This is a genomic window from Microbacterium sp. PRF11, from assembly GCF_031844085.1.
Classification (GTDB): domain Bacteria; phylum Actinomycetota; class Actinomycetes; order Actinomycetales; family Microbacteriaceae; genus Microbacterium.
Map to the genome: position 1 here is coordinate 383,255 of NZ_JAUZUP010000002.1, position 12,247 is coordinate 395,501.

The 12,247-nt window shown below is 72.1% G+C and carries 12 protein-coding genes; 4 read left to right on the forward strand and 8 right to left on the reverse strand.

What is annotated here, in order from left to right:
* Positions 1–15: 15 nt before the first annotated feature.
* Positions 16–1,287: a phosphoribosylamine--glycine ligase gene (gene purD, locus Q9R20_RS07370; RefSeq protein ID WP_311248727.1), complete on the reverse strand. Its 1,272-nt coding sequence runs from the start codon at positions 1,285–1,287 to the stop codon at positions 16–18.
* A 126-nt stretch (positions 1,288–1,413) separates the two neighbouring features.
* On the opposite strand from purD, the gene Q9R20_RS07375 reads away from it, so the two are divergent.
* Positions 1,414–1,770: a sterol carrier family protein gene (locus tag Q9R20_RS07375; protein ID WP_311248728.1), complete on the forward strand. Its 357-nt coding sequence runs from the start codon at positions 1,414–1,416 to the stop codon at positions 1,768–1,770.
* A gap of 127 nt (positions 1,771–1,897) precedes the next feature.
* Here Q9R20_RS07375 and Q9R20_RS07380 read toward each other — a convergent pair whose 3' ends face one another.
* The 6 genes from Q9R20_RS07380 to Q9R20_RS07405 all read right to left on the reverse strand — a co-directional run bounded on the left by Q9R20_RS07380 (position 1,898) and on the right by Q9R20_RS07405 (position 8,811).
* Complete coding sequence (locus Q9R20_RS07380) at positions 1,898–2,830, reverse strand: sugar kinase (protein ID WP_311248729.1); 933 nt, start codon at positions 2,828–2,830, stop codon at positions 1,898–1,900.
* On the reverse strand, positions 2,827–3,450 hold the full coding sequence (locus Q9R20_RS07385) for a bifunctional 4-hydroxy-2-oxoglutarate aldolase/2-dehydro-3-deoxy-phosphogluconate aldolase (protein WP_311248730.1): 624 nt from the start codon (positions 3,448–3,450) through the stop codon (positions 2,827–2,829). Before Q9R20_RS07385 ends, Q9R20_RS07380 begins: the two co-directional genes overlap by 4 nt.
* A complete protein-coding gene (gene manD, locus Q9R20_RS07390; protein WP_311248731.1) occupies positions 3,440–4,666 on the reverse strand; it encodes a D-mannonate dehydratase ManD in 1,227 nt (408 codons plus the stop codon). Before manD ends, Q9R20_RS07385 begins: the two co-directional genes overlap by 11 nt.
* Before the next feature lie 174 nt (positions 4,667–4,840).
* On the reverse strand, positions 4,841–6,241 hold the full coding sequence (locus Q9R20_RS07395; RefSeq protein ID WP_311248732.1) for an MFS transporter: 1,401 nt from the start codon (positions 6,239–6,241) through the stop codon (positions 4,841–4,843).
* Between the two features lie 35 nt (positions 6,242–6,276).
* Entirely contained in the window at positions 6,277–7,281 is a 1,005-nt protein-coding gene (locus Q9R20_RS07400; RefSeq protein ID WP_311248733.1) for a zinc-binding dehydrogenase, read from the reverse strand.
* Positions 7,282–7,323: 42 nt separating this feature from the next.
* Positions 7,324–8,811, reverse strand: coding sequence for a mannitol dehydrogenase family protein (locus tag Q9R20_RS07405; protein WP_311248734.1), 1,488 nt, complete (start codon positions 8,809–8,811; stop codon positions 7,324–7,326).
* A 147-nt stretch (positions 8,812–8,958) separates the two neighbouring features.
* Between Q9R20_RS07405 and Q9R20_RS07410 the strand changes: the two genes are divergently transcribed.
* Positions 8,959–9,933, forward strand: coding sequence for a LacI family DNA-binding transcriptional regulator (locus Q9R20_RS07410; protein WP_311248735.1), 975 nt, complete (start codon positions 8,959–8,961; stop codon positions 9,931–9,933).
* Between the two features lie 112 nt (positions 9,934–10,045).
* A complete protein-coding gene (locus Q9R20_RS07415) occupies positions 10,046–10,381 on the forward strand; it encodes a potassium transporter Trk (RefSeq protein WP_295839933.1) in 336 nt (111 codons plus the stop codon).
* Positions 10,382–10,384: 3 nt separating this feature from the next.
* Here Q9R20_RS07415 and Q9R20_RS07420 read toward each other — a convergent pair whose 3' ends face one another.
* Positions 10,385–10,990 (reverse strand): zinc-binding alcohol dehydrogenase, encoded by a 606-nt coding sequence (locus Q9R20_RS07420; protein WP_311248736.1) that lies wholly within the window; start codon positions 10,988–10,990, stop codon positions 10,385–10,387.
* A gap of 113 nt (positions 10,991–11,103) precedes the next feature.
* On the opposite strand from Q9R20_RS07420, the gene purM reads away from it, so the two are divergent.
* Complete coding sequence (purM, locus tag Q9R20_RS07425) at positions 11,104–12,246, forward strand: phosphoribosylformylglycinamidine cyclo-ligase (RefSeq protein ID WP_311248737.1); 1,143 nt, start codon at positions 11,104–11,106, stop codon at positions 12,244–12,246.
* Position 12,247: the final 1 nt, after the last annotated feature.

Consider the following 12,247-nt stretch of genomic DNA (forward strand, 5'->3'; position numbering starts at 1 on the left):
CCCGGAGCGCGAACCTCAGTCCTGAGCGACCTTTGCGGCGATGTCGCTGCGGTACTGACCGCCCTCGAGGCCGATGCGCTCGAGACCGGCATAGGCCGCTTCTCGCGCCTCGCCGAACGTCGACCCGGTGGCGACGACGCTCAGCACGCGTCCGCCGGTCGCGACGAGCTCGCCGTCGCGAAGCGCCGTGGCGGCGTGGGCGACGTGCACGCCGTCGACCTCTTCGGCCTCATCGATGCCCGTGAGCACCCGACCGGTGAGGGGCGCCTCGGGGTAGCCCTCGCTCGCGAGCACGACGGTGACAGCGGTCGCCTCGGCGAAGGCGGGACGCGGCTCGTCCTCGAGGGTGCCGGAGGCCGCGGCCAGCAACAGGCGCGACAGAGGGTCGATCAGGCGGGGGAGCACGACCTGCGTCTCGGGGTCGCCGAAGCGGGCGTTGAACTCGATGACCTTCACGCCCTGCTCCGTGAGGATGAGCCCGGCGTAGAGCAGTCCGATGAACGGGGTGCCCTCGGTATCCATCTGACGGATCACGGGCTCGGCGATGTCGCGGGTGACCTGCGCGACGAACTCGTCCTCGCCGCCGAAGCGCTCCGTGAGCCACGGCAGCGGGGAGTACGCACCCATGCCGCCAGTGTTGGGTCCCTCGTCGCCGTCGCGCAGGCGCTTGAAGTCCTGGGCGGGGCTGAGGGGGGCGACGTGGTCGCCGTCGCTCAGGAAGAACAGGGACACCTCGGGTCCCGAGAGGAACTCCTCGATCAGCACGGCACCGCTCGGCAGGTAGCTCTCGGCGTGGGCGAGGGCGGCGGCGCGGTCGGAGGTCACGATGACGCCCTTGCCCGCGGCCAGCCCGTCGGCCTTGACGACGTACGGGGCACCGAACCGATCGAGGGCGCCCTCGACGGCAGCGAGATCGTGCGCGCGCACCGAGCCGCCGGTGGGGACGCCGGCGGCATCCATGATGCGTTTGGCGTAGGTCTTCGAGCCCTCGAGCTGGGCTGCGGCCTTGCCCGGACCGAACACCGGGATGCCGTGCGCGCGCAGCGGATCGGCGACCCCGGCGACGAGGGGCGCCTCGGGGCCGACGACGACGAGGTCGATCGCCTCTTCCTGGGCGAAGGTCAGCACCGCGGTGGGATCCATCGGATCGAGGTCGACCAGGTGCGCCTCGCGCGCGATGCCCGCGTTGCCCGGGGCGGCGAAGATCGCGTGCGACTCCTCCTCGGAGCGCAGGGCGAGGATGATGGCGTGCTCGCGCGCGCCCGAACCGAGGACCAGGATTCTCACGCGGCCAGCCTATCGAGCGCGGGGGCACCGGTTGAGTGTCCAGGACACGCCGCGGCCGGTCCGTCGGACACAGCATGTCCTGGACACTCAACCGGGTCCGCGGGCTCCGAAGGTACCGTGGATGCCATGCCTCCCCGCCGCATCGAGACCGGAGACGGCCGTGCTGCACTCGCCGCGGTGGCCGCCGGCGACGCGCCCCGCCCGGTCACCGCCACCGCGGTCCGCTACCTCCTGCAACTGCTCGTCGAGAAGGCGCCCGGCAACTCGGTCGAGATGCGCGTTCCGCCCTTCGGCGCCGTGCAGGTGATCGAGGGCCCGCGTCACACCCGCGGTACGCCCCCCAACGTCGTCGAGACCGATGCCGCGACGTGGATCGCCGTCGCCACGGGCGAAGAGCACTGGGCGGATGCCGTCACGGCCGGCCGGATCGTCGCCTCCGGCGTCCGCGCCGACCTGAGCGCGCTGCTGCCGCTGCGGCCGTAGGCGTGGGCGCCTCTGGGCGCTCAGCCAGATCACGTGATGTCGGCCACAGCACACGCCATGTGCCGCGATCTCGACGAGATCACGTGACCTCGCCGGGCGCGCCCGCGCCGCCCTGACCCGTCGCGCGTCAGCGACGGACCGGATCCCCGCCGCCGGCGAGGAACCGGTCGAGCTCGCGCCGGGTCGGCGCCGCCTCCCAGTCCCCGGGCACGAGGCACGCCATCGCGCCGCACGCGTTCGCGCGCACGAGCGTGTCGGGCAGGTCGAGGCCCTCGAGCACGGCGCTGAGGAAGCCGGCGACGAAGGCGTCGCCCGCGCCGACCGTGTCGAGCGCATCGATGCGGAAACCGGGCGCCTCGGTCGTGCCGTGCGCCGTCCGCACCGCGGCCCCGTCGGGACCGCGCTTGACCACGACCCGGGATACTCCCGCCGCTAGCAGCGCGTCCTCGGCATCCGGACCCATGAGCGCGAGCTCCTCGACCCCGCCGAACACGAGGGACGCCCGTTCCGCAATCTCGCGAAGGATCGGCCCCGCGACCGCGGCGGTCGCCAGGGCGGAGCGGTAGTTGACGTCGAAGCTCACGGGGATGCCGGCGGCGCGGGCGCGCTCGACGGCTGAGAGCACGGCGGCGCGGGCGGTGTCCGACAGCAGGGGAGTGATCCCCGTGACGTGCAGCAGGTCGGCGTCTTCGATCCATCCCGCCGGAATATCGTCGGGCGCCAGACGGGAGCCGGCCGAACCGCGCCGGTAGTAGTGCACGGCGGTGGATGCCGCGGACGGCCGCTCCTTGAGCATCAAGCCCGTGGGCGCGCCGGGATCGACGACCGCGTGCACCTCGAGGCCTTCGGCCCGGAGCTCGCGCGCGATGCGCTCGCCGAGGGGGTCATCGCCCACCCGGCCCAGCCACGCGGTGTCGACACCGAGACGGCGCAGGCCGATCGCGACGTTGCTCTCGGCTCCGCCGATGCCGAGCGCGAGACCGGAGGCGTGCCGCAGCGAACCGATCTCGGTGGTGCGGGCGAGCGCCATGGTCTCACCGATGGTGACGATGCGGCTCACGACCCGCACACCTCCACGAACCGCCTCGCCCGCTCGCGCAGCGCACCCAGGTCGCCGCCGTGAAACGCGTCGCCGAGCAAGGGGCCGCCGACGCTGACCGCCACGGCCCCCGCCGAGAGCCACGCGGCCGCGGAGTCGGCATCCACCCCTCCGGAGGGGATGACGGCGATGTCGGGGAACGGCCCGCGCAGATCCTTCAGATAGCACGGGCCGACCTGGCCGGCCGGGAAGATCTTGACCGCGGTGGCGCCCGCCGCCCACGACGAGTGCAGCTCGGTCGGGGTGAGTCCGCCGGGGACGATCGGGATGCCGGCGGCCACCGCCCGCTCCACGAGCACGGACGAGGTGATCGGTGTCACGAGGTAGTCGGCGCCGACGTCGATCGCGCGCTCGAGCTGGTCGAGGGTCGTCACGGTCCCGATGCCGAGATCGCCGTCGAAGGTGGAGCGCAGCGCGGCGAAGGCATCGAAGGTGCCGGGCGTGGTCAGCGTCAGCTCGACGCTCCGCACCCCTCCCTCGGCGAGCGCCGTGAGCACCGGGGCGTAGTCCGATGCGGCCGACGCCCGCGCGACGACGACGAGCTTCGACGACAGCGTGCGGGCGGGGAGCTCACCAGTCATGGACGGTCCCGTCGAGCAGGCGGTTCACCGGCAGGTAGGCCTTGGTGTACTCGAACGCGCTGGCGGCCTCCTCGTCGAGCTCGACGCCGAGACCCGGCTGGTCTCCCGGGTGCAGGAAGCCCCGGTCGAACGTGAACGACGTCCGGAAGACCTCGAGGGTCTGCTCGTTGTGCGGCATGTACTCCTGGATGCCGAAGTTGTGGATCGCGAGGTCCAGGTGCAGGGCGGCGGCCATACCGACGGGCGAGATGTCGGTGGGGCCGTGGATGCCGGATCGGATGCCGTAGATCGCGGCGAAGTCGAGGAGCTTCTTCATCGCGGTGATACCGCCGGTGTGCGTGACGGCCGAGCGCACGTAATCGATCAGGCGCTCGGTGATGAGGGTCTGGTAGTCGTAGACCGTGTTGAAGACCTCGCCGATCGCGAGCGGGGTCGTCGAGTGCTGGCGGATGAGGCGCAGCGCCGTCTGGTCCTCGCCGGGGGTGGCGTCCTCGAGCCAGAACAGGTCGTAGGGCTCGACGTCCTTCGCGAAGCGGGCGGCCTCGATCGGCGTCATGCGGTGGTGGCCGTCATGCAGGATGCGCAGGTCGGTGCCGAACTCCTCGCGGATCTTCGCGAAGACGCCGGGCATGTGGTTGAGGTATTGCCGGGTGTCCCACGTCTCCTCGGCCGGGCGGTCGCCGGAGCGCTTCGCGGGTTCGTAGTCGTAGCGCACGCCTGGACCGGCGGCCGAGACGCCGTAGATCTGGCCGAGGCCCGGGACGCCGGTCTGCACGCGCACCGCGGTGAACCCGAGTTCGCGGTAGCCGGTGATCGCGTTCGACAGGGCCGCGAAGTCGGTGCCGGAGGCGTGCGCGTACACGCGCACCCCGTCGCGGCTGGCCCCACCGAGCAGCTGGTACAGCGGCATCCCGGCCTTCTTCGCCTTGATGTCCCACAGCGCCATGTCGACCGCGGCGATCGCGGCCATGGTGACCGGTCCGCGGCGCCAGTACGCGCCCCGGTACAGGTACTGCCAGGTGTCCTCGATGCGGTCCTCGTCGCGGCCGATCAGCGTCGAGGCGAGGTGGTCGGAGAGGTACGACGCCACCGACAGCTCGCGGCCGTTGAGGGTGGCATCCCCCCATCCGACGACGCCGTCGCTGGTGACGACCTTGAGGGTGACGAAGTTGCGGCCGGGGCTGGTGACGATGACGTCGACGGAGGCGATGCTCATGCGGGGACTTTCTGAGGAGAGGGAAGCGGAGCCGAAGCGGGGGCGTTCGTGGCCCCGGGGCGTCCTGCGTGGCCCCGGGGCCACGCGGACGCGACAGGGGCTCGCGATGCGGAGGGATGCCGGGCGGACTCGCCGTCAGAGCCCGCCCGGGTGCGGGGCGTCGAGCCCCGCGGGTCACATCGCGGCGCGCGGGTCGGTCAGGTCGCGACCGGTCCACTCGGGAGCGACGATCGCGGCGACCAGCGCCGAGGCCGTGAAGATGCCCATGAGCACCATGATCGGCACGATGCTGCCGGTCGCGGCGGCCACCCACGCGGCGGCGACGACCGGGCCGATGCCCGTGGCGACGATGGCCGCGATCTCGCGCACGACCGCGGTGAGGGTGTAGCGGTTGCGGGCGCCGAAGATCTCGGGGATCGAGATGTTCTCCATGGATGCCAGACCCAGCACCGAGATGTTGTGGATGAGCGCGTAGCCGACGAAGATCCAGCCGACCTCGCGAGAGTTGATCAGCAGCAGCGTCGGGACGATGAGCAGCAGCGACAGGGCCGACATCACGATGTACATGCGGCGGCGGCCGAACTTGTCGCCGAGGAAGCCGACGAGGGGGATCGTGATGAAGCCGATCAGCGACGACACGATGACGATCTCGGGGCCGACCTCCTTGGAGATGGCCAGGGTGATCGTGATGAACGAGATGAGGTAGGTCTGCACGAGGCCGGAGTTGCCGGCCTGACCGAAGCGCAGGAAGAACGACACGAGGACGGCCTTGAGGGGCTTCTTCTGCAGAGACTCCAGGGTGCGGATGTCGTTGGTCTCGGTGGCGACCTTCTGCAGCTCCGCGCGCGAGAGCGCCTTGCCGTCGACGACGTCGGTGCGCTCTTCGAAGACCGGGCTCTCCTTGAGGTTGAAGCGCACCCACAGGGCGAAGAGCATGATCACCGCGCTGCCGATGAAGGGGATGCGCCAGCCCCACGCGATGACGTCGCTCTCCATCATCACGGCGAGCAGGATCGCCCAGATGCCCGAGGCGAACAGCGTGCCGCAGTTGGTGCCCAGGGCCACGAGCGAGGCGACGATGCCGCGGCGGTTGTCGGGGGCGTACTCCGCGAGCATGACGCCGGCGCCCGAGATCTCCGCTCCCGCGCCGAAGCCCTGGGCGAGGCGCAGGATCACCAGGAGGATCGGGGCCAGGATGCCGACCTGCTCGTACGTGGGCAGCACGCCGATGAGGGTGGTCGCCGCGCCCATGAGCAGGATCGTGTAGAACAGCACCTGCTTGCGGCCGATCTTGTCGCCGATGCGTGCGAAGAAGAACGCGCCGACCGGTCGGGCCACGTAGCCCACGCCGTAGGTCGCCATCGCGAGGACGACGGCCATCGCGGCATCCCCTCCCGCGAAGAAGATCTGGCTGAAGACGAGGGCGGCGGCGAGCGAGTAGAGCTGGAAGTCCATGAACTCCAGCGCGGTGCCGAGCCAGCCCGAGACGGCGGCGCGGGCGAGGTCGCCGACGGATCGTTTGGCGACGGGCGGCGGCGTCGACGCGTCGACGCCGGGGGCGGAAGAGCTGCTCATCGGATTACTCCTTCGTAGTGATGATGTGTCGGGTGTCAGAGGGAGAGAAGGACCTTGGCGGATGCCGAGGAGTCCCGCGCCGTGGCGAAGGCGGCCTCGGCGTCGGTCGCGGGGACGACGTGCGACACGACCGCGTCGAGGGCGTCGGTCGAGGCCAAGAGGGCGATCGCGTCGTCGATCTCGGTCGAGAAGCGGAACGCGCCGCGAACGGTCAGCTCCTTGGCGAGCATCGGCGCGAGGTTCACCCCGATGTCGGCGTCGGGGAGCATCCCGACCTGCACGACCGTGCCGGCGCGGCGGGCCGCCCGTACGGCCTGGGTGAGGGCGACGCCCACGCCGGAGCACTCGAAGACGACGCCGAAGGACTCGGGGTCGATCGCGTCGGTGCCGACGAGGAACGTCTCGCCCGCGCCGAGGGTGGTCGCCCGTCCGAGGGGTTCGGGGCGCACATCGCTCGCGCCCACGACGGCGGCGCCGGCGTCGACGGCGGCGGCGACCACGAGCAGACCGATGGGACCGGCGCCGACGACGAGGGCGCGCTTTGCGGTCAGGTCGCCCGCGAGGCCGACCGCATGCAACGCCACGGCGAGAGGTTCGGCGAGTGCGGCGCGCTCGAGCGGCAGACCCTCGGGGAGCGCACGGACCATGTGCTCCTCGACGATAAGGAACTCGGCCGCCCCGCCCTGACGGTGGGGGAAGCCCGCGGCGCTGCCGAGGTAGTCGCCGCCCGTGCGCAGGTGCGGGCGCTGCTCGAGCCCCGGGACGGACGGGCCGAATCGCGCGGGGTGCACCGTCACGGGCGTCCCCGGTGCCAGGCGCCCCGAGGGGTCGAGATCGACCACGGCTGAGAGCTCGTGGCCGGGGGTGAGGGGCTCGCGCACGGCGTACTCGCCGTTCTTGCCGTGGAAGTAGTAGTGCAGATCCGACCCGCAGATGCCGACGTAGCGCACGCGTAGGCGCACCTCGCCCTCACCGGGCTCGGGCGTCGGTCGGTCTTCCCAGCGGATGTCCTCCGCGCCGTGGATCGCGAGTAGCTTCATCGCGTCTCCTTCGTGTCGATGCGCCCGACGGGCGCCGGATGGTCAGGGGGTCGTCGGTGCCAGGGCGCCGGATGCCGACAGGCTGTCGGCGATGGCGTGATCGACGCCGCGCGACACGATCGTGTCGAGCAGATCGCCGACGCGGTCGACGAAGCCGCTGCGGTGGGCGAGCTCCTCGCCGAACAGCTGCAGGTCGACGATCGCGCGAGCGGCGAGATCGCGCCCGCCGCGGGTGGTGACGGCGCTCAGCCGCTCGCGCGCGGGATCGGCCATCGCGGCGGCGTGCGGCCCCGGGTCGAAGCCCGCGGGAGGCGCGATGCAGGCGAGGTAGGCCGCGACCGTCAGCGCGATCAGGTGCGGGAACGCGCCGCGCTCGAAGGCCTGGAGCACCGGGCCGGGGATGCGCTGACCGAGCTTGACCGACCCGTCCGAACCGACCTGGCTCGTCCGGTGCCCGAGCGCGCTGTTGCCCCAGCGCGAGAAGAGGTCGCTCTCGTACTGCGCGATGTCGACGCCCGCCGGGGCGGTCACCGACGGCTCGTACTCCTGGCGCAGGATCGCGGCGGCGGCGGCTTCGATGTCGGGCAGGGCGATGGCATCCGGGATCGTCGCCGCCCCGCGCAGCGCGCCGAGGTAGGCGATGAGGGAGTGCGTGCCGTTGAGTAGTCGCACCTTGAGCTGCTCGTAGGCGCCGACCTCGTCGGTGAACACCGCGCCTCCCGCCTCCCACGCGGGCCGCCCTCCTGCGAAGCGGTCCTCGATCGCCCACATCGTGAACGGCTCGGCGGGGACGGGGACGTCGTCGCGCACGCCCAGCAGCGCCGCGACGCGGTCGACGAGCTCGGGTGTCGTGGCGGGCACGATGCGGTCCACCATGCTCGACGGGAAGGTCACGGCCCGGTCGAGGTAGGCGAGGACGTCGGCACCCTCGGCATCCGGGAGCTCCCCGAGGAAGTCGCGCACGAGCTTCTCGGTGTGCGAGCCGTTCGAGACGAGGTTGTCGCAACTCAGGATGGAGATCGGCTCGCCGCCCAGAGCGGCGCGACGCTGCAGGCCGCGCGCGAGCTGGCCGATCGTGGAGCGGGGGTCTGCGCCGCGGAGGTCGGCGGCGACGACCGGGTCGGTGACGTCGAGGCGCTGGGTGGACGGCGAGTAGCTGTAGCCGTTCTCGGTGACCGTGAGCGTCGCGATGCGGATGCGCGGGTCGGCGAGGTCGTCCACGACCCGGGCCGGGTCGGTGGCGGCCACGTACGAGTCGGTGTGCACGCCCGGGACGACGAGCGAGGCGTCGTCGGGCGAGATCGTCGCGACGGCGTACAGGTGATCCTGCGCGTGCAGGGCGTCGACCACGCGGCGCGAGCGGGAGGCGACACCGATGATGCCCCAGTCCCCGCCGTCGGCGCGCATCGCGGCGGCGGTGTACACGGCTTGGTGCGCGCGGTGGAAGCTGCCGAGGCCGAGGTGCAGGATGCCGGCGCCGCCGGGTGCGGGCGGCGCGGACACGGTCGCGCGGCGCATTCGGGCGCTCACGCGCGGGTTCCTGTCGAGGCGGCGCGGGTCGACTCGGGGAGATCGTCGATGATCGGCATGAAAGCATTGTGCGTGGTTTGTACAAACTTGTCAAGCTTTTACATGGCGGCATGGGCGATGATGGGACGACGACGGCAGGGGGTGGACATGGCGGCGAATCTCACCGAGGTGGCGAAGTACGCGGGCGTCTCGATCGCGACCGCGTCGCGCGCGTTCGGCGAGCCCGACCGTCTCGCGCCCGCGACGCTCGAGCGCGTGCGTCGCGCGGCCGTCGAGCTGGGCTATGCCGCGCCGCAAGCGGCCGTCGGCACCCGCACCATCGCGGTGATCGTCCCGGATGCCGCCAACCCGGTCTACGCGACCCTCCTCAAAGCCATCCAGGGGCAGGCGTGGCACGGGCGCCACCGCATCGTGCTGTTCGACGCCGACGAGGACCTCCGCCGCGAGCGCGAGGCGATCGAGCTCGGCTGCCGCACCGACGGTCTCGTGCTGTGCTCGCCGCGCCTGCCCGAGACCGAGGTGCTCGAGCTCGTCGGCGACACCCCCCACGTCGTGGTCAACCGCGTCCTCGACGGCGCGCTGTGCGTCGTCATGGACGCGGAGCGCGGACCCACCCAGGCCGTCGAACACCTCTCCGCTCTCGGCCATTCGCACATCTCCTACGCCTCCGGCCCGCACGGATCCTGGGCGGACGAGCAACGCGCCGACGCCGTCGAGCGAGCGTGCGCACGCTTCGGCATCCGCCTGTCGCGGTTGAGCCACAACGCGGCCTCGATCCAGGGCGGCCGGGCGGCGGCCGCCGCCGCCGTCGCCACCGGGGCGACCGCCGTCATCGCCTACAACGATCTCGTCGCCCTCGGGCTCGAGGCCGGAATGGCCGAGCTCGGGTGCGTGTGCCCCGACGATGTCAGCATCGTCGGGATCGACGACATCGACCTCGCAGGCGCCGTCACCCCCAGCCTCACGACCGTGCGCATGCCCATCGCCCGTTCGGGAGCGCTCGCGGTGGAGCTGCTTCTGCAGGCGATGGGCGGCTCCGTCCCGACCGAAAACACCGTGCTGCCGTCGCAGCTCATCGTGCGCGGGTCGACCGCGCCGCCGCCGGCCGCCGCGCGGGCCTGACCCGCCCTGCCCGGGCGGTCCCGCCCGCCACCGCGCCCTCCGCCGCGGTCAAGTGATCTCGCCGTCGAGAGGTCACGACCCGCTCCGGCCCGGACGGTGGGAGAATGAGCGCATGGCCGAGCAGCCCACCCCCGAGCGACCGGTGTACGTCCGAGACGACATCGAGACCGCGACCGTGCGTCGCGCCCCCAAGTACGGTGTCTTCCTCGCGGCGGGGGCGTTCCTCGGCATCCTGGTCGCCCTCATCCTCACCGTCGCGATCGACGGCTCCGACATCAGCCCCTACACCCAGGTGGTGTACTCCGAGCTGCAGGTTTTCGGCTTCACCGCGCTGATCTGCGTCGTCGCGGGCGTCGCGCTGGCGGCGATCGTCGCGCTGATCTTCGAGCGCGCCCTCGGCGGTCGCACCCGTCAGGTGACCGTCGACCACGAGCAGTACGAGGTCTGACCCTCACGCCAGCTCGGCGATGATCGGGTGGATCGCCGCGTCGAACGCCGCGACGTCGCCGCGCAGGCCGTCGGTCACCGCGACCGTGAGCGAGCCGATCCACCACACCCCCCGCTGAGCCAGGGGGAGCACCTGCACGTTCAACTCGAACGAGTGCGCCCGCCGGCCGACCGCCCGTTCGTGCGCGGCGATCGCGCTCGCGTACGCCCGGTACGACACCCCCGGCCGCGCCGCCGCATCGCGCGCGTACCGTCCGTGGGCGTGCCGGGCGAAGTCGACCGCGTCGTCGGCGTGCGGCGCGATGGCCTCGCGCAGCGTCTGCGCGCCCTCGACCGGCAGGGCGACGAGGGTCTCGAACCCGTCGATCAGCTCGAGCGGCACGGGGGAGGGGTGCGCCTGCGGCTCCACCGTCATCGCCCAGTACTCGCGCCACTCGCGTTCGAGCTGCGCCTGCGCGGCCTCCGCCCTCTCGGCGCCCGTCGGAACGCGCCGCAGCGCGGGCAGCTCCTCGGGGGAGCGGATGCCGACCACCTGACGCAGATAGAGCGCGACGAGCACCGGTTGCGCCGCGTCTTCGCGGATCACCCACTCCGGCTGGCCGCCCGTCATGGCGTCATTGTAGGGAGCCCGCGCGGCGCGGAACACGGGCCTTGCGTCGGAAGGCGCTGCTCCCGCCGGCATCCCCGGCACCCGCGCGTGTCCGCCCCGGGTAGTCTGTTGCGGTGGCCTCCGCTCCCCACGAAAACCCGTACTCCGCCGCAGGCGTCGATACCGCCGCCGGAGATCTCGCCGTCGAACTGATGAAGTCTGCGGTGCGCCGTACGCACGGCCCCGAAGTGCTGGGGGGCGTCGGCGGTTTCGCCGGTCTCTTCGACGCCTCGGCGCTGCGCGACTACGCCAAGCCGCTGCTCGCGACGAGCACCGACGGCGTCGGCACGAAGGTCGCGATCGCGCAGGCCATCGACAAGCACGACACGATCGGCGAAGACCTCGTCGGCATGGTCGTCGATGACATCGTGGTGGTCGGGGCGCGTCCGCTGTTCATGACCGACTACATCGCGTGCGGCAAGGTCGTGCCGCAGCGCATCGCCGACATCGTCGCGGGGATCGCCCGCGGCTGCGCGATGACCGGCACCGCGCTGGTCGGTGGCGAGACCGCGGAGCACCCGGGCCTGCTGGGCGTCGACGATTACGACGTCGCCGGAGCCGCGACCGGCGTGGTCGAGGCCGACCGCGTGCTCGGTGCCGATCGCGTCCGTGCCGGCGACGTCGTGCTGGCGCTCGCTTCGAGCGGTCTGCACTCCAACGGCTACTCGCTCGTGCGCCACATCATCACGGGTGCCGGCATCGCCTACGGCTCCGCGTCGGCCGACCTCGGCGGCACCTGGGGCGAGGCGCTGCTCGAGCCCACGCGCCTGTACACCTCGCCGCTGCTGCGCCTGCTCGACGACGCGGCGGTGGGTGCTGGCATCCACTCGCTCAGCCACGTGACCGGCGGCGGCATCGCGGCGAACCTCGCGCGCGTACTGCCGCAGGACACGTGGGTCGACGTCGATCGCTCGACGTGGAGCCCCTCGCCGGTGTTCCGCGTGCTCGCCGACATGGGCGGGCTCGACCTCACCGCGACCGAGGGCACCTGGAACCTCGGCATCGGCTTCCTCGCCGTCGTATCGCCCGAGATCGCGGATGCCGCGACGGCGGCGCTGAGGGCCGACGGCATCGCCACGTGGCAGGTCGGCGTCGTCCGCGACGGCGCCCGCCCCGAGGGCGAGTACGAACAGGGCGCGAAGGGCGTCGACGGAGGCGCCGTGCGTCTGGTCGGTTCCTACGCGGATGCCGGGACCCCGGCGAACGGAGCGAAGTAAC

Bases quoted from the DNA above. Each gene is read 5' to 3' on its own strand.
- Q9R20_RS07375 (WP_311248728.1), top strand. From the start codon at position 1,414: ATGCCTCCCCGCCGCATCGAGACCGGAGACGGCCGTGCTGCACTCGCC.
- Q9R20_RS07385 (WP_311248730.1), bottom strand. From the start codon at position 3,450: ATGACTGGTGAGCTCCCCGCCCGCACGCTGTCGTCGAAGCTCGTCGTC.
- manD (WP_311248731.1), bottom strand. From the start codon at position 4,666: ATGAGCATCGCCTCCGTCGACGTCATCGTCACCAGCCCCGGCCGCAAC.
- Q9R20_RS07395 (WP_311248732.1), bottom strand. From the start codon at position 6,241: ATGAGCAGCTCTTCCGCCCCCGGCGTCGACGCGTCGACGCCGCCGCCC.
- Q9R20_RS07400 (WP_311248733.1), bottom strand. From the start codon at position 7,281: ATGAAGCTACTCGCGATCCACGGCGCGGAGGACATCCGCTGGGAAGAC.
- Q9R20_RS07410 (WP_311248735.1), top strand. From the start codon at position 8,959: ATGGCGGCGAATCTCACCGAGGTGGCGAAGTACGCGGGCGTCTCGATC.
- Q9R20_RS07415 (WP_295839933.1), top strand. From the start codon at position 10,046: ATGGCCGAGCAGCCCACCCCCGAGCGACCGGTGTACGTCCGAGACGAC.
- Q9R20_RS07420 (WP_311248736.1), bottom strand. From the start codon at position 10,990: ATGACGGGCGGCCAGCCGGAGTGGGTGATCCGCGAAGACGCGGCGCAA.